General features: G+C 59.4%; 21 protein-coding genes and 1 other RNA gene. 14 read left to right on the forward strand and 8 right to left on the reverse strand.

Going from position 1 to position 19,167, the window contains the following annotated elements:
* Nucleotides 1–100 precede the first annotated feature (100 nt).
* From ubiE to CLR77_RS02575, 9 genes are all read left to right on the forward strand, one after another.
* Entirely contained in the window at nt 101–880 is a 780-nt protein-coding gene (ubiE, locus tag CLR77_RS02535) for a bifunctional demethylmenaquinone methyltransferase/2-methoxy-6-polyprenyl-1,4-benzoquinol methylase UbiE (RefSeq protein ID WP_097459005.1), read from the forward strand.
* A complete protein-coding gene (locus CLR77_RS02540; protein ID WP_097459006.1) occupies nt 880–1,530 on the forward strand; it encodes a ubiquinone biosynthesis accessory factor UbiJ in 651 nt (216 codons plus the stop codon). Before ubiE ends, CLR77_RS02540 begins: the two co-directional genes overlap by 1 nt.
* Nucleotides 1,527–3,176 carry a ubiquinone biosynthesis regulatory protein kinase UbiB gene (gene ubiB, locus CLR77_RS02545; protein ID WP_097459007.1) on the forward strand — a complete coding sequence of 550 codons (1,650 nt, stop codon included), beginning with the start codon at nt 1,527–1,529 and terminating at the stop codon, nt 3,174–3,176. Before CLR77_RS02540 ends, ubiB begins: the two co-directional genes overlap by 4 nt.
* 36 nt (nt 3,177–3,212) lie before the next feature.
* Nucleotides 3,213–3,665 (forward strand): phosphoribosyl-AMP cyclohydrolase, encoded by a 453-nt coding sequence (gene hisI, locus CLR77_RS02550; RefSeq protein ID WP_097459008.1) that lies wholly within the window; start codon nt 3,213–3,215, stop codon nt 3,663–3,665.
* Nucleotides 3,655–4,005 (forward strand): phosphoribosyl-ATP diphosphatase, encoded by a 351-nt coding sequence (locus tag CLR77_RS02555; RefSeq protein WP_097459009.1) that lies wholly within the window; start codon nt 3,655–3,657, stop codon nt 4,003–4,005. Before hisI ends, CLR77_RS02555 begins: the two co-directional genes overlap by 11 nt.
* Nucleotides 4,006–4,199: 194 nt before the next feature.
* Nucleotides 4,200–4,427, forward strand: coding sequence for a Sec-independent protein translocase subunit TatA (tatA, locus tag CLR77_RS02560; RefSeq protein ID WP_097459010.1), 228 nt, complete (start codon nt 4,200–4,202; stop codon nt 4,425–4,427).
* Nucleotides 4,428–4,504: 77 nt separating this feature from the next.
* A complete protein-coding gene (gene tatB / locus CLR77_RS02565; RefSeq protein WP_097459011.1) occupies nt 4,505–4,915 on the forward strand; it encodes a Sec-independent protein translocase protein TatB in 411 nt (136 codons plus the stop codon).
* A 108-nt stretch (nt 4,916–5,023) separates the two neighbouring features.
* Nucleotides 5,024–5,764, forward strand: a complete 741-nt coding sequence (tatC, locus tag CLR77_RS02570; protein WP_097459657.1) for a twin-arginine translocase subunit TatC — start codon at nt 5,024–5,026, stop codon at nt 5,762–5,764.
* The gene (locus tag CLR77_RS02575) at nt 5,761–6,480 is read left to right on the forward strand and encodes a 16S rRNA (uracil(1498)-N(3))-methyltransferase (RefSeq protein ID WP_097459012.1); all 720 of its coding nucleotides are present in this window, start codon (nt 5,761–5,763) and stop codon (nt 6,478–6,480) included. The genes tatC and CLR77_RS02575 overlap by 4 nt, the downstream gene beginning before the upstream one ends.
* Here CLR77_RS02575 and CLR77_RS02580 read toward each other — a convergent pair whose 3' ends face one another.
* The 4 genes from CLR77_RS02580 to CLR77_RS02595 are packed head-to-tail and all read right to left on the reverse strand — an operon-like array spanning nt 6,481 to nt 10,984.
* Entirely contained in the window at nt 6,481–7,719 is a 1,239-nt protein-coding gene (locus tag CLR77_RS02580) for a UbiH/UbiF/VisC/COQ6 family ubiquinone biosynthesis hydroxylase (protein WP_097459013.1), read from the reverse strand. It lies immediately after the preceding gene.
* Nucleotides 7,712–8,974: a 2-octaprenyl-6-methoxyphenyl hydroxylase gene (ubiH, locus tag CLR77_RS02585; RefSeq protein WP_097459014.1), complete on the reverse strand. Its 1,263-nt coding sequence runs from the start codon at nt 8,972–8,974 to the stop codon at nt 7,712–7,714. Before ubiH ends, CLR77_RS02580 begins: the two co-directional genes overlap by 8 nt.
* Before the next feature lie 44 nt (nt 8,975–9,018).
* Nucleotides 9,019–10,335 carry a Xaa-Pro aminopeptidase gene (gene pepP / locus CLR77_RS02590; protein ID WP_097459015.1) on the reverse strand — a complete coding sequence of 439 codons (1,317 nt, stop codon included), beginning with the start codon at nt 10,333–10,335 and terminating at the stop codon, nt 9,019–9,021.
* Nucleotides 10,336–10,387: 52 nt separating this feature from the next.
* Entirely contained in the window at nt 10,388–10,984 is a 597-nt protein-coding gene (locus tag CLR77_RS02595) for a UPF0149 family protein (protein ID WP_097459016.1), read from the reverse strand.
* A 150-nt stretch (nt 10,985–11,134) separates the two neighbouring features.
* Here CLR77_RS02595 and CLR77_RS02600 point away from each other — a divergent pair, with 150 nt between their 5' ends.
* The 4 genes from CLR77_RS02600 (at nt 11,135) to CLR77_RS02615 (ending at nt 12,670) form a co-directional block, all read left to right on the forward strand.
* Nucleotides 11,135–11,341, forward strand: coding sequence for a TIGR02449 family protein (locus tag CLR77_RS02600; protein WP_097459017.1), 207 nt, complete (start codon nt 11,135–11,137; stop codon nt 11,339–11,341).
* Nucleotides 11,341–11,628, forward strand: a complete 288-nt coding sequence (locus tag CLR77_RS02605) for a cell division protein ZapA (RefSeq protein WP_097459018.1) — start codon at nt 11,341–11,343, stop codon at nt 11,626–11,628. Before CLR77_RS02600 ends, CLR77_RS02605 begins: the two co-directional genes overlap by 1 nt.
* Before the next feature lie 94 nt (nt 11,629–11,722).
* Nucleotides 11,723–11,905: non-coding RNA, 6S RNA (gene ssrS / locus CLR77_RS02610), on the forward strand.
* Between the two features lie 15 nt (nt 11,906–11,920).
* Nucleotides 11,921–12,670 (forward strand): 5-formyltetrahydrofolate cyclo-ligase, encoded by a 750-nt coding sequence (locus CLR77_RS02615; RefSeq protein ID WP_097459658.1) that lies wholly within the window; start codon nt 11,921–11,923, stop codon nt 12,668–12,670.
* Between the two features lie 134 nt (nt 12,671–12,804).
* Here CLR77_RS02615 and CLR77_RS02620 read toward each other — a convergent pair whose 3' ends face one another.
* Together CLR77_RS02620 and ilvA are read right to left on the reverse strand one after the other, a co-directional pair.
* A complete protein-coding gene (locus CLR77_RS02620; RefSeq protein WP_097459019.1) occupies nt 12,805–12,996 on the reverse strand; it encodes a hypothetical protein in 192 nt (63 codons plus the stop codon).
* A 212-nt stretch (nt 12,997–13,208) separates the two neighbouring features.
* On the reverse strand, nt 13,209–14,726 hold the full coding sequence (gene ilvA / locus CLR77_RS02625; RefSeq protein ID WP_097459020.1) for a threonine ammonia-lyase, biosynthetic: 1,518 nt from the start codon (nt 14,724–14,726) through the stop codon (nt 13,209–13,211).
* A gap of 193 nt (nt 14,727–14,919) precedes the next feature.
* Here ilvA and rpiA point away from each other — a divergent pair, with 193 nt between their 5' ends.
* Nucleotides 14,920–15,600, forward strand: coding sequence for a ribose-5-phosphate isomerase RpiA (gene rpiA, locus CLR77_RS02630; protein ID WP_097459021.1), 681 nt, complete (start codon nt 14,920–14,922; stop codon nt 15,598–15,600).
* Between the two features lie 121 nt (nt 15,601–15,721).
* Here rpiA and oadA read toward each other — a convergent pair whose 3' ends face one another.
* Together oadA and CLR77_RS02640 are read right to left on the reverse strand one after the other, a co-directional pair.
* Nucleotides 15,722–17,527: a sodium-extruding oxaloacetate decarboxylase subunit alpha gene (gene oadA / locus CLR77_RS02635; RefSeq protein ID WP_097459022.1), complete on the reverse strand. Its 1,806-nt coding sequence runs from the start codon at nt 17,525–17,527 to the stop codon at nt 15,722–15,724.
* Between the two features lie 21 nt (nt 17,528–17,548).
* Nucleotides 17,549–18,970 carry an acetyl-CoA carboxylase biotin carboxylase subunit gene (locus CLR77_RS02640; protein ID WP_097459023.1) on the reverse strand — a complete coding sequence of 474 codons (1,422 nt, stop codon included), beginning with the start codon at nt 18,968–18,970 and terminating at the stop codon, nt 17,549–17,551.
* Nucleotides 18,971–19,167 lie beyond the last annotated feature (197 nt).

Consider the following 19,167-nt stretch of genomic DNA (forward strand, 5'->3'; position numbering starts at 1 on the left):
CGCACCGGGATCAACTCATGGCCTCTCTTTCAAAGACAAGCCCGGCTTCGGACGATAGAATACGGGCAACATTCGCAGCCTAACCAGCGGGACGCACATCATGAGCGATCAGCCACACCCGGAGACATCCGACAAGCCGGCCGGCACGACCCACTTCGGTTACCGTCAGGTACCGGTCGACGAAAAGGCCAAGCGCGTGGCCGATGTCTTCCATTCGGTCGCCGGAAAATACGATCTGATGAATGACCTGATGTCCATGGGGATTCATCGTCTCTGGAAGCGTTTCACCATCGAACTCAGCGGCGTTCGCAAAGGGCATCGCGTGCTGGATATCGCCGGCGGTACCGGTGACCTGACCAAGCGATTTTCCGAGCTCGTCGGCGATACAGGCGAGGTCGTGCTGGCCGACATCAACGACTCCATGCTCAAGGTCGGACGCAGCCGCCTGATCGACGAGGGTTACGCCGGCAATATCGAATACGTCCAGGCCGATGCGGAACACCTGCCCTTTCCCGACAGCAGCTTCAACGTGGTCAGCATCGCCTTCGGCCTGCGTAACGTCACCGACAAGGACCAGGCCCTGAGGGAAATGACGCGAGTGCTCAAGCCGGGCGGCAAGCTGCTGGTCCTGGAGTTCTCGAAGCCCACGATCCCCATGCTGAGCCGGGCCTACGACCTGTACTCGTTCACTGCACTCCCCATGATGGGCAAGCTTTTCGCCGGTGACAGCGAGAGCTACAAATACCTGGCCGAATCGATTCGCATGCACCCGGACCAGGAAACCCTGAAGCAGATGATGGGGGACGCCGGATTGGTCAACTGCAAGTACCACAACATGACCGGCGGCATTGTCGCCCTGCATGCCGGGGTCAAACCCTGATGGGTCCGGGCCCAACCCTTCGTGCCACCTTCAGCAGCGTCGTCGAGACGGTGCTGAATCAGGTGTTGCGCCTGGATTCTGCCGGCAGCCAGGCGCTGCTGGCACAGCTCGATCGCGCCGTTACGGTCCGGCTGGACCCACCGGGCTGGGATATCAGCGTCAGCGCCCGGGGCGAGCGCATTGGTGTCAGCACGGAGCCTGCCGAGGATGCCGCGCTCGAGCTGGCCGGCAGTCCACTCGCCTTTGCGGCACTTCTGACCGGAGAACAAAGCGTTTTCCATGACGGCCGCCTGCGGGTGACCGGTGACGTTGCCCTGGCGCAAGGCCTGCAAACATCCGTCATGGCGCTGGACCTCGACTGGGAGGGCGAGCTTGCCCGGCACCTGGGCGACCTGCCTGCGCATTTCATCGGCCAGCGGGTTCGCCACGCATTGCGCTGGACCCGGCAGGCACAGGCATCGCTCACGGCCAACCTGGAAGAGTACCTGCAAGAGGAAAGCCAGGCGCTGCCGGCACGCCTGGAAGCCGATGCCCAATTCGAAGACATCGACACGTTGAGACTGGCTGTGGACCGCATCGCCGCCCGCATCGACGCCGTCAAAACCCGCGTTTTTCCCATCCCGCCAACACCGGAGTCCAACTCGCAGTGAGTCGCCTGTTGCGTTTGTTCAGGATCGGTTTTGTCGTTTGCCGCTACCGCCTCGATGAATTCCTCCATCTGGTCCGCCTGCCACTCCCGCTTAAAATACTGCTCTGGCTGGCGCCCTGGCACCTGTTTCCGCGCCCCCGCCTGACACGCGGCGAACGCTTGCGAATGGCACTGGAAGAGCTCGGCCCGATTTTCATCAAGTTCGGCCAGTTACTCTCCACACGCCGCGACCTGATGCCCGACGACATTGCCAATGCGCTGCGCCAGTTGCAGGATCAGGTGCCGCCTTTCCCCGGCGATCAGGCACGCGCCATCGTCGAGCGGGACCTGCGCGCCCCGGTCACCGAATTGTTCGACTATTTCGAGGCCGAACCCATGGCGTCGGCCTCGGTCGCCCAGGTCCATGCCGCCCGGTTGCCAGGAGGACAGGAAGTCGTCGTCAAGGTAATACGGCCCGGTATCGACAAGACCATCCGCCAGGATATCGCCCTGATGTACCTGATGGCGGAACTGCTGCAACGCTACTGGGAAGATGGCCATCGCCTGCGCCCGGTGGAGGTCGTATCCGATTATGAGCAGACCATTTTCGATGAACTGGATCTGCAACGTGAGGCCGCCAACGCCAGTCAGTTGCGGCGCAATTTCGACCAGTCCAGCCTGATCTATATCCCCGAAGTCTTCTGGGATTACATCAGTGCACGCGTCCTGGTAATGGAGCGCATCCACGGCATCCCCGTCGCCGATGTGGAGGCCCTCAACGCCGCAGGCGTCAACCTCAAGGTGCTCGCGGAAAAAGGTGTGGAGATTTTCTTTACGCAGGTCTTCCGGGACAGCTTTTTCCATGCGGACATGCATCCCGGCAACATCTTCGTTAACGCCGAAAACCCGCAGGATCCCCGCTATATCGCCATCGACTTCGGCATTGTCGGCACCCTGACGCCAGAAGATCAGTCCTATCTGGCCCGCAACCTGCTCGCCTTCTTCAAGCGCGATTACCGGCAGGTGGCGGTTTTGCACATCCAGTCCGGCTGGGTACCTGCAACCACCCGTGTGAATGAATTCGAGGCTGCGATACGTACCGTGTGCGAGCCGATTTTCGAAAAGCCGCTGCGGGACATATCCTTTGGGCAGTTCCTGCTCCGCCTGTTCCAGACCGCTCGCCGTTTTGACATGACGGTGCAGCCGCAGTTGGTACTCCTGCAGAAAACCCTGTTGAATGTGGAGGGGCTGGGACGCCAGTTGTATCCTGACCTCGATCTCTGGCAAACCGCTCATCCTTTCCTGGAAAACTGGATGAAGCGCCGGATCGGCCCTCAAGGCCTGTTCAAGGCCTTCGAGCAACAATTGCCGACCTGGCTGGAACAGGCACCGGAAATGCCGCAGATGCTACATGATGCTATCGGACAATTGCGCGCCCTGGACCGCTTCAATCAAAGTCAGGAGTCGGGCATCAGCCGCCTGCGACAGGACTTGCGCCGCAACGAGAGCGGACGTCGCCGCTACTGGATCGCGACACTGTGTTTCGTGGCTGCCTGGCTGGGCAGCGATCAGGCCACCCTGAGCTGGTTGCAGCAATTGCCTTTGCAAAGTTGGCTCTTGGCAGCCATCGGCATCTATCTGATACTGCCCCGTCGCACGGACTCCTGAATTTCCGTCACGTGAATGACTCGCTACCGGATTACTATGAACACGACTGATACAGCGGTAAACAACGATAATACCTGGCTCGATGAAGTCGCCTGGGATGCCAACGGCCTGGTACCCGCTATCGCCCAGGATGCCGACACCGGCGAAGTCCTGATGGTCGCCTGGATGAACCGGGAGTCGCTGGCACTCACCGTTAAAGAGGGACAGGCCGTGTACTGGTCCCGTTCCCGGGCCCGACTCTGGCGCAAAGGCGAAAGTTCGGGGCACATGCAGCGCCTCCATGAAATTCGTCTAGACTGCGATGGCGACGTTATTCTGATGCGAGTGGAACAGATCGGGGGTATCGCCTGTCATACAGGACGAAGGAGTTGCATGTTCCGCCGCCTGGAGAAGGGCCAGTGGCAAACCGTCGATCCCGTGATCAAGGATCCCGAAGCCATTTATGGCGACATACAGCCCCCAAAGAAGGATGGCAACCATGGCGAATGATGTCCTGCGCGCATTGGCTGAAACGCTGGAACAGCGCCGCCAGGCGAGCCCTGAAACTTCTTATGTGGCCTCCCTGCATCACAAGGGGCTGAACAAGATTCTGGAAAAGGTCGGCGAAGAGTGCACCGAGACCATCATCGCCGCCAAGGATGCCGCCATCAGTGGCGACAAGCAGGACCTGATTTACGAGACGGCAGACCTCTGGTTTCATAGCCTGGTGATGTTGTCACACCTTGGGGAAGGACCGGAAGCCGTTCTGGCAGAACTCGAACGGCGCTTCAACCTGTCCGGACTCGATGAAAAGGCCGCCCGATCCGCAAAACCGGACCAGGATGCCTGATCCCACCAACGGCAAAATGCCTTTGGTAATCAACATGTTACGAAACAGCGACACGGACAGTCAGGGATCGATCAGATTGACCCTGAGCAAGAGTCGCTGGTAAACAGCAAGAGTAGAGTACAATAACTGTCTGAGTCGCATATCACGGTATGCGCGACAGACGACACAGACCGACCGCCTGGAGGGCTTTCAGTATGGGTGGCATTAGCATCTGGCAACTTCTTATCATTCTCGGCATCGTTGTGGTGCTGTTCGGAACCAACAAGCTGCGCAATATCGGCAGTGACCTCGGCGGCGCCGTCAAGGGCTTCAAGAAAGCCATGAGTGACGAGAGTGACAAGCCTGCCGAACCGGCCAAGCAGCTGGAAGACAGCAAAGCCGAAAAGGTTGCTGAAAAGCAGGAAGAAAAGCAGCATCAATGAGTGGCGGCGGCTTGCTGCCGCTCGTCCCGCTCACCAACACTCTCGTTATCCACGGGGATTAGGGCGGTTTCGCACGCATGTTTGATATCGGATTTCCCGAACTGGTGGTCTGTGCTGTGATTGCACTCATTGTGCTCGGCCCGGAGCGCCTTCCCGCCGCAGCCCGAACCGCCGGGCGCTGGGTCGGTCGCGCCCGGCGCATGGTACGCCAGTTCAGCGACGAGCTGGACCGTCAGTTGAAGGCCGACGAACTGCGCGAGCGTATCCGCAAGGAGGGCGGCGAGGTTGGCCTGGACGACATTCAGCGCACGGTCAACAGCGCCATGGACGAAGCCCGCCAATACGAACATATGATCCTGCCGGACAAGGCGACCGACTCGACCGCCCCTGAAGCGCCATCAGCCGAGAGTACCGCCGCCTCGCGGGAAGCCGCAGAGGCTGCGACAACGGCTAGGGCAGATACCCCGGCCGCTTCCGATAAACAGTGAGCAGCAGTCATCACCATGACAGACCCGCATGAGCGCGAGCGCTCCGATGATCCACAGGGCGCGTCGCCCGACCCACAGGCCACCACCGAGGAAAACCAGGGCAGCGACATGCCGCTGATCGATCATCTGATCGAACTGCGCAGCCGCCTGTTACGCTCTGTCGCCGTCATCCTGGTGGCGTTCCTGGTGTTGTATCCGTTCGACAACCGCATCTACAGCTGGATTTCCGAACCCCTACGCGTCTATCTGCCGAAAGGCTCGTCGATGATTGCCACCCAAGTGGCTTCCCCCTTCTTCGCGCCACTGAAGCTGACCATGGTGATCGCCGTCTTCCTGTCGATTCCCTATCTGCTTTATCAGGTGTGGAGCTTTATCGCGCCAGGCCTCTATAAACACGAAAAACGCATCGCAATGCCGCTGCTGGTATCATCCATTTTCCTGTTCTACCTCGGCGTGGTATTTGCCTACTTCGTTGTCTTCCCGATCGTTTTCGGCTTCTTCACCTCGGTCGCGCCGCAAGGTGTGGCGGTGATGACCGACATCACGGCCTACCTGGATTTCGTGCTGAAGATGTTCTTTGCCTTTGGTGTCGCCTTCGAAATACCGGTCGCCACCATCCTGCTTATCATCATCGGCGTAACCAATGTTGCCGCCTTGAGTCAAAAGCGCCCTTACATCATCGTCGGCTGTTTTGTGGTCGGCATGCTGCTGACGCCCCCGGACATCTTTTCCCAGTCGCTACTCGCTGTTCCCATGTGGATGCTGTTCGAAACCGGCGTCCTGTTCGGCCGCCTGGTCGAGCGCCAGATGAAGCGACATAAGGCGGACACAGCCGACGAATCGGCATGAACCTGGCGCTGCTTCTGGATGAAGACTTCATCGCTGACGATCGCGTCCTCCTGCGAGGGCGCCGACGGCTGCATCTGGATGAGGTGATTCAGGCGCAACCCGGCCACAGGCTGCCGGTGGGGCGTCTCAACGGACTGATGGGAACCGGCGAGCTTTTACGTCTCACCGATGAAGAGGCGGAGCTAAGGGTGCATCTCGACAGGGAACCGCCCCAGCCGCTACCGGTAACACTGATACTGGCGCTGCCCCGCCCCAAAATGCTCAAGCGCGTCATTCAGAACTGCGCCACGATGGGCGTGAAGCGACTGTACCTGATCAACAGTTACAAGGTGGAAAAGAGTTTCTGGCAAAGCCCATGGCTGGGTGAGGAAAAACTGCAGGAAAATCTGATCCTGGGCCTGGAGCAGGGCATGGATACCAGGCTGCCCCAAGTGACCCTATGCAAGCGCTTCAAACCTTTCGTCGAGGACGAGCTGCCGGCGATTGCCAGCGGTAGCCGCAAACTGGTCGCCCATCCCGGCACAGGCACCGCGTGCCCGACACATGTCGATACGCCGGTCACCCTGTGCATCGGACCCGAAGGCGGCTTTATTCCCTATGAAGTGGAAAAACTGATCGAGACAGGCTTTGAGCCGGTACACCTGGGGCCGCGCATCCTTCGCGTGGAAACCGCCGTACCGGTCCTGCTGACACGCCTGTTTGACAGTACCGTTTGATCAGAGCGCCAGCCCCATGGCCTGACTCGCGATGCGTCGCTTCAGCGCTGCTTGCCCATCCATCCAGCGCATCCCTGTGTTACGCAACCAGCGCGGCAACAGTTCATCCCGGCCAAATAGCTGCTTGAAGCCTTCCATCGCCGCCATCATCGCCAGATTCTCGCCCCGCCGACGGCGCTGATAGCGCTGCAGGACCGAGATATCCCCCGGCGCCAGATGCCGCTTCAACGCGCGCTCCACTTCCTCGGCCAACACCTCCACATCGGCGAAGCCCAGATTGACACCCTGGCCCGCCAGCGGATGGATCGCATGCGCCGCATCTCCCACCAGCGCCAGCCCCTGCCGCACATAGGCCTTGGCATGACACTGTCGAAGCGGAAACGCCTGACGCATCGAAACCGCCTGGATATCGCCCAGACGTTGTTCGAAAGCAGCACCCAGCTCTCGGCGGAATTGAGTGTCATCCAGCCCCATCAAGCGCTCCGCTTCCTGGGTGTCCTGTGACCAGACGATGGAAAGGAAGTGCTCCCCGCCCTGCCCGTCCGCAAGCGGCAGGAACGCCAGCGGCCCTGTCTGCGTGAAACGCTGCCACGCCGTACAATTATGGGGTTTTGCGGTTTGTACCGTGGCCACAATGGCCCGCTGACCATAATCCCACTCGCGGATCGGTAGCCCGGCCCATTGCCGCAGCGGCGAGCGTGCGCCGTCCGCAGCCACCACCAGACCGGCTTCGACACGGGAGCCGTCGGCCAACGACAATACCGAGCGTCCATCCAGCGCCTGCCAGCCCGTCACCGTTACCCCGTCACGCACTTCGACAGGACTCTTGCGCAGGGCGGCATACAAGGCATCGGTAATCAGCCGGTTTTCGATGATATGCCCCAGACTCGACGCACCCATATCAGCCGCGTCGAAATGAATCTCACCGGTCCCTTCAGCATCCCACACGTACATGCGCGTATAGGTCCCCAGGTGGGCCGGGGGGATCAGATTCCAGGCGCCCAGTCGTGCCAGGACACGCTGGCTGGCGGGGCTGATGGCGCTCACTCGACGCTCGAAGCACCCCACATCCGGCAAAGCCGGCATGTCACGGGGTGCCTCACTTAAAGCCTGTCCTTCCAGCAGGAGCACCTTCACATCCAGCGGCGACAGGGCCAATGCGAGTGCGGCACCGACCATACCGCCACCCACAACGACGATATCGGCAGACGACGGTGTGGCTTGGGTCACTTCAAACATGCTCCGGTTTCCTTGGTGGCGGCACCGGACGGCGACCGCCGATGCCCATCGCGTAACGGGTAAACCAATGGCGCAGCCCCGGCATCAGGTCCATTGCCACCAATCCGGCGTCGCGGGCCATTTCCAGGGGGCCGGAGCGGTCGCCAAACAGACGAATCAACCCGTCGGACAAGCCGATGATGCGCTGGCGATCCGGCTCCTGCGCCTGCACATACCGCTCCAGCACAGACAGGCCGCCGATATCCTCTTCCCTGGAGACCGCATCGCGCAGGGTTTCGGCCAGCCCTACCAGGCCGCGAATCGCCAGATTGAAACCCTGCCCGGCGACCGGGTGCAGAGACTGGGCAGCATTGCCGACCAGTACGACACGCGGGCGAATGGGTTGCTGAACCAGACTCAGCGACAACGGATAGACATGCCGTTCGCCAACCTGCGTAAAACGTCCCAAGCGCCAGCCAAAGCGGGCCTGGAGTTGCGACAGGAACGCCGCGTCCGGCAGCGGTTGAATGTCGGCGACTTCGGCTTCCGTCAACGTCCAGACCAGCGCGGCCCGCCCTTCCGCACGCTCCGGATTGCCTCGAGGCAACAGCGCCAGGGGGCCACGATCGGTAAAGCGTTCGTAGGCCACAAAATCATGGGGTTTGGACGTGCTGATATTGGCAATAAGGGCATGCTGGCGATAGTCGCTCACCGACACGCTGAACCCCAATCGCTCCCGCAGGCCGGAACGCCCACCATCGGCGACCACCAGCAACGATGCCCTGAGTTCCGCCTCTGGCGATTCGCCATCCAGCCCTATCAGGGCGCTGTCGGCGTCGACATGCACAGACGCCACGTCCGCAGGACTGATCCAACTGATAGCGCTATCCGCACGCAGGGCTGCCGTCAGGCACTGCCCCAGCCAGCGGTTGTCGGCGACAAATCCAAGGGCGGGTTGCTGATGTTCCTCGGCGTGCAGGCGGGTCGCGCCAAAGCGCGCACGCTCGGACACATGGATATGGCGAATCGGTGTGGCGTGCCGGGACATCTCCGCCCACAATCCCAGACTCTCGAATATCTGCGCAGTGCCCCAGGCCAGAGCCGTGGAGCGCGCATCATAACTGGGCTGGTAGGTCGCCGTATCGTGCGTCTCCGGGAGCGGAAAGCGCTCGACGACGGCCACCCGCAGACCAGGCACCCAGCGGCGCAGGATCAGCGCCAGCGTCGCGCCGGCAAGGCCACCGCCGGCGATCACCACATCATGACTTGTCTTCATTGTCGGCCTTCGTGGACAGGTATCAGACCCCCAACCGGCGCCGTTCAGGCTCCGGCCATCAACGCTTCGATCGCCTCAACCGTTTTCGGCACGCCGTCTGTCAATACGCGGCAGCCGTCGCGGGTCACGGTAACGTCATCCTCAATACGGATACCGATACCACGCCAACGCGGGTCAACCTCTTCGGCATTCGGCGAAATATACAGACCGGGTTCCACGGTCAGCACCATGCCCGGCTCCAAGACCCGCCAGGCGCCGCCCACCTTGTAGTCCCCGACATCATGCACATCCATACCCAGCCAGTGACCGGTACGGTGCATGTAATAGGACTTATAGCTTTCCGTCTCAAGAACCTCGTCGAGGGTCCCTTTCAGGATACCCAGGTCGATCAACCCCTGGCACAGGACTTTCACCGCTGCTTCATGCGGCTGGTTCCAGTGATTACCCGGCCGCACGGCATCGATTGCCGCTGCCTGCGACGCCAGAACGATTTCGTAGATGGCCTTCTGCTCAGGGGAGAACTTGCCGTTAACCGGAAAAGTGCGGGTGATATCGGACGCGTAGTTTTCCAGCTCGCAACCGGCATCGATCAACACCAGATCCCCGTCTTTGAGCGGCTGGTTATTGTCGATGTAGTGCAGAATGCAGGCATTATCCCCGCCACCGACGATCGACGGATAGGCAGGCGCCCGCGAACCGTGCCGCATGAAACCATGCACCAATTCGGCCTCGAGCTGGTACTCAAACATTCCCGGCCGGCAGATCTGCATGGCACGACAATGAGCCTCTGCGCTGATACGCGCCGCCTGCTCCATCACCTTGATCTCGGCCGCACTCTTATACAGGCGCATGTCATGCAGAAAATGTTCAAGGGCGATAAATTCCCCTGGAGGCTGAGCACCACTGCGGACCTTGCTGCGGATCACATTGATCCACTCCATGACATGGGCATCGAACTGGGCATCCAGGCCCATGGAATAATAAACCCGACTCTTGCCCTCGATCATACCCGGCAGGATTTCGTCGATATCATCGATCGGAAAGGCATCATCGAAGCCATACCGCTCGACCGCACCTTCCGGCCCAACCAGAAAGCCGTCCCAGCGCTCCTTCTCGGGATCCCGCTCCCGACAGAACAGCACAGACTCCCCGTGCTCGCGCCCCGGGATCAACACCAACACCGCATCGGCCTCTTCGAAGCCGGTCAGGTATTGGAAATCGCTGTCCTGCCGGAAGGGATAATGTACGTCCCGATTACGGGTACGTTCAGGAGCCGCCGGCAGAATCGCAATGCTCTCCGACGCCATCTGTTCGATCAGGGCTTGGCGTCGATGCGCAAATTCACGAACCGGAATAGTCATGCAGGAGTTCCTCGGAACAGGGAATCAAATGCCCCGCCAGCTGACAAAACAATCAATGCAGGGTTTCAGCTGCGGGCGCGGTGTTGAATTCGGTAAAGACCGTCAATACACCCACGCGAACAAACTCGATCACTTCCGCCAGTTGCAGCTCATCCTCTTCGGCGTCGTCTTCGTCGGCGTCGACCTGACTGATGGCCACGAAATCCCGAATGATTTCACGGATTTCAGGCGAAGACTCACCCAGTTGGCGGCTGCCAACCAGCGCCATGCCTTCCAGAAACCCCCTCACCCATGCCCCCAGGGCCACCAGGCGCTCGCTCAGTCCATACTCATCATCAGGCAACAGGGGCATAAAACTCATGTCCGGCGAATTCATCGCCAGTAAAGTCTGTTCGTAGGCATTCATCAGGAAGTCGCGCAGATCGGCATCCTCTTCCTGCATGGCGGCGACCTGTTCAGAGCCCATGTGCTCTGCCGCCAGTGCAAGCCAGGCGTCATTGGACAGTCTGGCACCCAGTGCCAACTGGCCGCTCAGGTTACCGTGCAGCTCGCTGGGATGATTGACGGCACCCTGACGGAGGAAGACATCCGCCCAGGTTTCGAAATCCTGGGGAACGGCGGCGGACGGCGTTTGGGAAGCTGTACTCATGAGTGCGGACGCGGACCTCAATCTCTATGCGGCAATGCGCTATCCTAGCATTTTGATGGCAATAGCGTCACGACAGGCCCCACGCGAATTGACCCACCTCAGACCCGCAATTATAGTTACTGGCACGTTGCCAAAGTTGTTGGAACTCACATGGAACAGTCTGAATTGCAAACGCTGGCCGAGAAACTCGATCGCCTGCTGGAACGTTATCGGCAGATGGAGGCGGATTGCGCCGCTCTGCGGCAAATGCAGGAGGACTGGCATCGTGAGCGTGCGCAGCTACTGCAGAAGAACGATCTGGCCCGCAATAAAATCGAGGCGATGATCGGTCGTCTGCGCGCCCTGGAGCAACATTGATGCCTGATCAGCCTACAACGGTCCAAGTTAACATCCTGGACAAGGAATACCTTGTCGCCTGCCCCGAAGAACAACGCGATGAACTGGAACGGGCCGCAAAACATCTCGACCGCCAGATGCGCGAAATCCGGACCAGCGGCAAAGTCTTCGGCACTGAGCGCATTGCGGTGATGGCCGCGTTAAACATTACCCATGAACTGTTGCAGAAGAGCGCCTTTTCGAGTGACTCGTCGGACACGCTCAGCCGCATGAATGAAAAGCTGGATCAGGTGCTGTCCGGCAACTGAACGGCGCCCTCCCTTAAAGGCCGGGGGCAGACGGGATACAGTCTGAAACGAAGAGTGTTTGCATACTGCCCCCATATGCCCCGTATAATAGCCACACTCTCTGGGCTGCATGCCAGGCGGATAAGTCCTCGAGCCGATGCATCTCACCAAGGTGGCCACTTCAGGGCAATGTGTGCATGTCCTCCTATGCAGGGGAAAGCCTGATTTGTCACAGCGGCCACCACCTTGAACCATAGGGTTCAAGGGCCACATCCGACAGCGGCAGTCTGGAGAGCGCTTTCCCGAGGACACCATGCCATCGAATTCTGCCATCGATGCCACCCTGCAGGACCAGCGTCAGCAACTGAGACGAAAAATCCGCCGCCAACGCAGAGCCCTCACTCCGGACGCGCAGAAAAAAGCGTCCCTGCTGCTGATTCGGCACCTGTTAAGCCTACCCGCCCTAAAACGGGCCCGGCGGCTTGCCATCTACCTGCCCAACGATGGCGAAATCGATCCCACCGCGTTTATTCAGGTCGCCCGGCAACTCGGCAAAACCTGCTACCTTCCGGTACTGCACCCAATACTGCACAACCGGCTCTGGTTCTATCGGTTCGACAGCCACACCCGTCTACGCCATAACCGTTTCGGCATACCGGAACCCGCCCACCGCAATGCACCACGCTGCGCGCCCTGGGCACTGCATGTCGTGCTATTACCCCTGGTTGCGTTCGATGCCGATGGCGGCCGACTCGGCATGGGAGGCGGCTTTTATGACCGCACCTTCGGTTTTACACGTCACAGCGCCCAGCCCGCACCGCGCCTTGTTGGCCTCGCCCACGAACTCCAGCGGGTGGACCGACTACCCATTGCCGATTGGGATGTGCCGCTGGAAGCGATTGTCACCGACCGCGCCATTTATGGAAGCCGCAACGCAACGGCGATGCAGGGAGCCGGAGAGCCGCGCATTCTGGCGGGCCGCCACCGCTTGAAGTCACGCCTGAAGCGCGCTTGCAGCACCCGAACCTTCCGCATTCTCCAGCAGCGCATAGCACCCGCCTGAGTCAACAGAAGAGAAGACAGCCTGGTTGTGGATTGGACTACTAGGAAAGCGTCGGAGAATGCCGGAGAAAGGTGTCAGCTGGACCACAAAGGCGGAAAGCCCGAAACGGCGGCCTTCCGACTTCGTCCGAATTGCTAGCGGGCGCTGACCATGCCGGAGGCGTCCTGGCGCCCCGATTTCTGAAACAGGTTGTTGTTCAATACCTTCGCCGATAGCTCATCGGCGCGATGTCCTTCAGTCGCCTGCAAGGAGGAAATACCCGTAACAACGAGCCCCAATGCAAACACAATAACGAGGACCCGAATGACATCGGGCTTGCGGTTCATTGATATTCTCCCGAGCCAAAGGCCGGACGTTATAGTTGCAGCCAACTGTTCAGAGGGCGCGACAACTGATGTTTATTTTGAAGAATCAGGATGCTAGCGATAACTCTCAGACGTGATTATAAGAATATCACGTAATTTTAAAGCCGCAATTTTACAGTTATTAAAATTTCTCCATAGAGTAAAGGTTCACAACCTTAATCGCGACAACTCTTTCAATTCCCAAGAAATAAACGATAGGCAGGATCATCCGTCATTTCTTCGTACCGGAAGCCAATCCGCGCCAACATTCCCTGAAACTCCTCCAGCTCATCGTCCTCGACCTGAGCCCCCATCAGCACGCGACTGTAGGCGGCACCGTGGTTCCGATAATGGAACATGGAAATATTCCATCGGGTCCCCAGCGACATCAGGAACTTCATCAACGCACCCGGCCGCTCAGGAAACTCGAACTGGAAAACCCGTTCGTTGACCACCGCTGGCGCATGCCCTCCGACCATATGTCGAATATGCTGCTTGGCCACGTCGTTGTCGGTCAGGTCCAGAACTGTGTACCCGGTATCATTCAGCTCCTTTACCAGTTCCTCGCGCCCCAGCCCGCCAGCCTGGATCTGCACGCCGACGAAGATGCGCGCATCCTGTTGATCGGAGTAGCGGTAGTTAAATTCCGTGATATTGCGTTTGTGCAACGCCTTGATGAACATTTTAAAACTGCCGGGCCGCTCCGGAATGGTCACGGCCAGAATCGCTTCTCGCTCTTCACCAATCTCCGTGCGCTCTGAAACATAGCGCAGGCGGTCGAAGTTCATGTTGGCACCGCTGATGACACCGATCAGGTTCACTCCCTCGATCGCCTCACGCTGGGCATACTTTTTTATACCTGCCACCGCCAGCGCGCCGGCAGGCTCAGCGATAGAGCGCGTATCATCGAACACATCCTTGATCGCCGCGCAGATTTCGTCAGTGGTCACGGTGATCACTTCGTCTACACAGGACCGGCAGATTTCCCAGGGATGCTTACCGATCTGACGCACAGCCACGCCATCGGCAAAGATACCGACTTCATCCAGCACCACCCGCTTACCCGCCTTGAGGGCGGCCTGCAGGCAGTTGGAATCTTCCGGCTCAACACCGATAACCTTGACCTCGGGGCGCAGATACTTGATATAGGCCGCCATGCCCGCAATCAGGCCACCACCGCCAACGGGAATAAAGACGGCATGCAGCGGCTGGGTATGCTGCCAGAGCATCTCCATTGCCACGGTACCCTGCCCGGCGATAACCTCTTCGTCGTCGTAGGGCGGGATATAGGTCAGCCCCTTCTTCGCCACCAGCTCCTGGGCATAAGCCGACGCCTCATCGAAAGCGTCACCCTTAAGGACCACCTTGGCACCGTGGCCGCGTACCGAATTCACCTTGATCTCTGGCGTCGTCTGCGGCATGACAATGGTTGCCTTGATTCCCAGGCGATGCGCGGCCAACGCCACACCCTGCGCATGGTTTCCCGCCGACGCAGAAATGACGCCACGCTCCTTTTCTTCTTCCGACAACTGGCGAATCTTGTTGTAGGCACCACGCAGCTTGAAGGAAAACACCGGCTGCAGGTCTTCACGTTTCAGCAGGATGGTATTATTGAAGCGACGGGAGAGGATACGGGCGTGGGTAATCGGCGATTCGACCGCCACATCGTACACCCGCGCATCCAGAATTTTCTTGATGTAGCGTTGTGGCATGACAGGAGACATCCCGGGAAGCGGCGTATTTGGGGTAAGAGCGCACCGCGCATGATTCCCGAGCACTCGGGCAAACAACGGTAACGCATAGCGAAGGCGCCATATTATGAACTTTTGGTCGCCCCCGTCTACAAGCAACCCGGCCCGACCGATATAATAACCCGCACATTTGCTGGCTACTGGGGAACCGACCATGAATCAGGACGCACTCAAACAGGCCGTTGCCCAGGCCGCACTGGACTACCTTCTGCCTCGCCTTGGCGCCGAAAGCGTTGTCGGGATCGGTACCGGCAGCACCGCCAACCACTTTATCGATCTGCTCGGCGCCCACAAGGCACGCTTCGACGGGGCCGTCGCCAGCTCCGAGGAAAGTGCCCGCCGCTTGCGCGACCACGGCATCAGCGTCTACGACCTCAACAGCGTGAAAGACCTGAGTTTCTATGTCGATGGCGCCGACGAAACCAACCCGCACCTGGAGCTGATCAAGGGCGGCGGCGCCGCGCTGACACGCGAGAAAATCGTTGCGGCTGTCGCCAAGCAATTCATCTGCATCGTCGACGAAAGCAAACAGGTCGAGCGACTGGGCACCTTTCCACTGCCTGTCGAAGTCATCCCCATGGCCCGCAGCTATGTCGCTCGCGAAATCGTCAAGCTCGGCGGCGACCCGGTTTATCGGGAAGGTGTCGTGACCGACAATGGCAACGTCATTCTCGACGTGCACAACATGGACTTGGGGCGCCCCATCCATGTTGAAGAACAGTTGAACCAGATTGTCGGCGTGGTGACCAACGGACTCTTTGCGCGGCGCCCGGCCGATGTATTGCTGGTTGGACGGCCTTCCGGAGTGGAGACGATTGAGCGGATCAAGGGGTAAGCCTCTACCCTTTGAAGCACACAACTCCAGATAGGGCGCAATAACCGCGCCCTGCGAATGCAGTCAATTGCCACAAAAAAGGGCGCCTGACGGCGCCCTTTTTCCTTCGTCAGCCGACGTCTTAAGCCGACTCGATCTCGATCAACACCTCTGATGGCGTAACGCGATCGCCTTTCTTGATATGCGTCGCGACGACCTTACCGCCAATCGGCGCCTTGACCTCGGTTTCCATCTTCATGGCTTCGATGATCAGGACCGGATCGCCGGCTTCGACCATATCGCCTTCCTTGACCAGCACATCCACAATGTTACCCGGCATACTGGTAGTGACATGACCTTCGGCCGAGGCCTTGGCCCGCTTGCCGCCACCGCTACCTTCCGTGTTGAACTCAGCCAGCGTCTCCAGGTTCACTTCTTCCGGCATACCATCGACGGTCATATAGAAGCGGCTTTCCTTGTCGCTGCTCGGGCTGACCCCCGTGATATGCACATCGTAGGTTTCACCGTGCACCGTCACCTTGAACTCGGTGGACACGCTACCCATCGCCTTCATCGTCGGCTTCGGCTCCAGCGGCTCCGGCTGCAGGGTACCGGCCTTACGCTGCTCCAGGTAAGTCCGCGCCTGGTCAGGGAACATAGCAAACGTCAGCACGTCCTCTTCGGACTCCGCCAACTCACCGATCTCATCCTTCAGTTTATGCAGTTCACGGGGCAAGAGGTCTGCCGGGCGCACATCGATCAGGTCTTCCATACCCACGGCGCGCTGCCGCAGGTCCTCATCCACCTTGCCGGGAGCCTGGCCATACCAGCCCTGCAGATACTTTTTCACTTCATTGGTGATGTTCTCGTAGCGCTTGCCGCTAAGTACGTTAATCACCGCCTGGGTACCAACGATCTGCGAGGTTGGCGTCACCAGCGGCGGGAAGCCGAGATCTTCGCGAACACGGGGAATTTCCTCGAAGACATCACGAATTTTCTCCAGCGCGCCCTGCTCCTTCAGCTGATTCGCCAGGTTGGACATCATGCCACCCGGCACCTGGCTGAGCAGCACGGTGGTGTCGACGCCGTTGTACTCGCTCTCGAACTGGTGGTACTTCTTGCGAACCTCACGGAAATGCTGGGTGATCTTGTCCAGCGTCACCAGATCGAGTCCGGTTTCATAGCCGGCATCTTCCAGCGCCGCCACCAAGGTCTCGGTGGGCGGATGGCTTGTGCCGCCGGCGAAGGCGGACAATGCCGTATCGATATGGTCGACACCCGCTTCCACAGCGGCCCACTGGCACATCGTCGCCATGCCGGACGTGTAGTGCGAGTGCAGGAATACCGGCAGATTGAGGCTCTTCTTGAGCGCGCTCACCAGATCCGCCGTGATTTTTGGCGTCAGCAGGCCGGCCATATCCTTGATGGCGATACTGTCACAGCCCATATCCGCCATCGCTTTGGCCTGATCGAGGAACATCTCGATCGTGTGCACCGGACTGGTCGTGTAGCAGATGGTTCCCTGGGCATGCTTGCCGGCCTTCTTCACGGCCTTGATGCTGGTTTCCAGGTTACGCACATCGTTCAACGCATCGAAGACACGGAAGACGTCGATCCCGTTATCGGCGGCTTTCTGCACAAAGGCTTCAACCACGTCGTCGGCATAATGCCGGTACCCCAGCAAATTCTGACCGCGCAACAGCATCTGCAAGCGCGTATTGGGCAGCGCTGCCCGCAGCTGGCGCAGGCGTTCCCAGGGGTCTTCCTTGAGGAAGCGCACACAGGCATCGAAGGTGGCTCCGCCCCAACACTCGAGCGACCAGTAACCGGCCTTGTCCAGGAGTTCGCAGGCCGGAAGCATGTCCTCGGTACGCATGCGGGTCGCGATCAGAGACTGGTGTGCATCCCGCAGGATGACATCGGTAATATGGATCTTGCGCTTTGCCATGGTGTGAATTCTCCTTTCGCCTTACAGGCCGGCCTGGGCGGCAATCGTGGCAGCCAGCGCCGCCGCCAGGGACTCCGGGCGCCGCTTGATGCTGTATTGGGTCAATTCCGGGTGCGCTTCGACAAAACCGGTGTTGAACGAACCCGAACGGAACTCCTCGTGCTTGAGGATTTCCTGATAATAGGGAATCGTCGTCTTGATCCCGAAAATCGACATATCGTTCAGCGCCCGCTGCGAGCGCTCGATCAGTTCCTGCCAATCCATGGCCCAGACAATCAGCTTCGCGCACATGGAGTCGTAATAGGGCGGAATTTCATACCCGGTGTAGATAGCCGCATCAGTGCGCACACCGGGACCACCCGGGGAGTAGTAGCGACTGATTCTACCGAAGCTGGGCAAGAACCCGTTTTTGGGGTCCTCCGCATTGATACGGAACTGGGCCGCAAACCCCTTGTAGGCGATATCTTCCTGCTTGAAACGCAACGCTTCACCAGCGGCAATGCGGATCTGTTCCTTGACGATGTCTACCCCGGTGATCTGCTCCGTGATGGTGTGTTCGACCTGGACGCGGGTGTTCATTTCCATGAAATAGAAATCGCCGTTGTCCGCCAGCAGGAATTCGACGGTGCCTGCGTTTTCGTAGCCCACTTCGCGGGAGACGCGCACGGCAAGATCACCGATATACTGGCGCTGCGCCTCATCGAGCTGTGGCGACGGCGCCAATTCGATCAGCTTCTGGTTACGCCGCTGGATCGAGCAATCCCGCTCAAACAGGTGAATAACGTTACCGTGGCTGTCGGCCAGCACCTGCACCTCGATGTGGCGCGGATTGACGATGCACTTCTCCAAAAACACATCAGCGCTGCCAAAGGCCTTGGTTGCCTCGGAGATGACCCGCTCGTAGTTCTGACGCAGCTCTTTCTCGTCATTACAGCGGCGAATACCCCGGCCGCCGCCACCCGAGGTGGCTTTGAGCATGACCGGATAACCGATCGCCTCGGCCTGTTTGACCGCATCATCCAGGTCACGCAGGTTGCCCTTGGAGCCCGGTGTCACCGGCACACCAGCCGCAATAGCGGCGGTGCGGGCTTCCGTCTTGTCCCCCATCTTGCGAATCACGTCTGCAGAAGGGCCGATAAAACGAATCCCCCGCTCACGGCACACCGCAGCCAGCGTGGCATTTTCCGAGAGGAAACCATAACCCGGATGCAAGGCATCACAGCCGGTTTCCACGGCGAGATTAACGATATGGTGCGGGTTGAGATACCCGGTCAGCGGATCGGCGCCGATGGAGTGCGCCTCATCAGCTTTCTTAACGTGTAACGCATAACGATCCGCCTCCGAATGAATGGCGACCGCCTTGATGCCCATCTCCTGACAGGCCCGCGCAATACGCACGGCGATTTCGCCTCGATTGGCGATCAAAACCTTCCTGATTTTCATCTGAGATACTCTCCCCGGTGGGCAGGAAGTGGTTGTTCCGGACGCTAATCCCCAGACCGACAGACACAGGACCCTGTCCCGTACCAATGCTGTCGGCACTAGCAACTCTAGAGCGCCCGGCGATTGCAAACAACGAATAATGCCATGATTCCAACCCGCCTGCCTACAACCAAGCGCTTGCTTGGTTTTTGTGTTTG

The organism is Mangrovitalea sediminis, assembly GCF_002514725.1.
Classification (GTDB): Bacteria; Pseudomonadota; Gammaproteobacteria; order Pseudomonadales; family Oleiphilaceae; genus Mangrovitalea; species Mangrovitalea sediminis.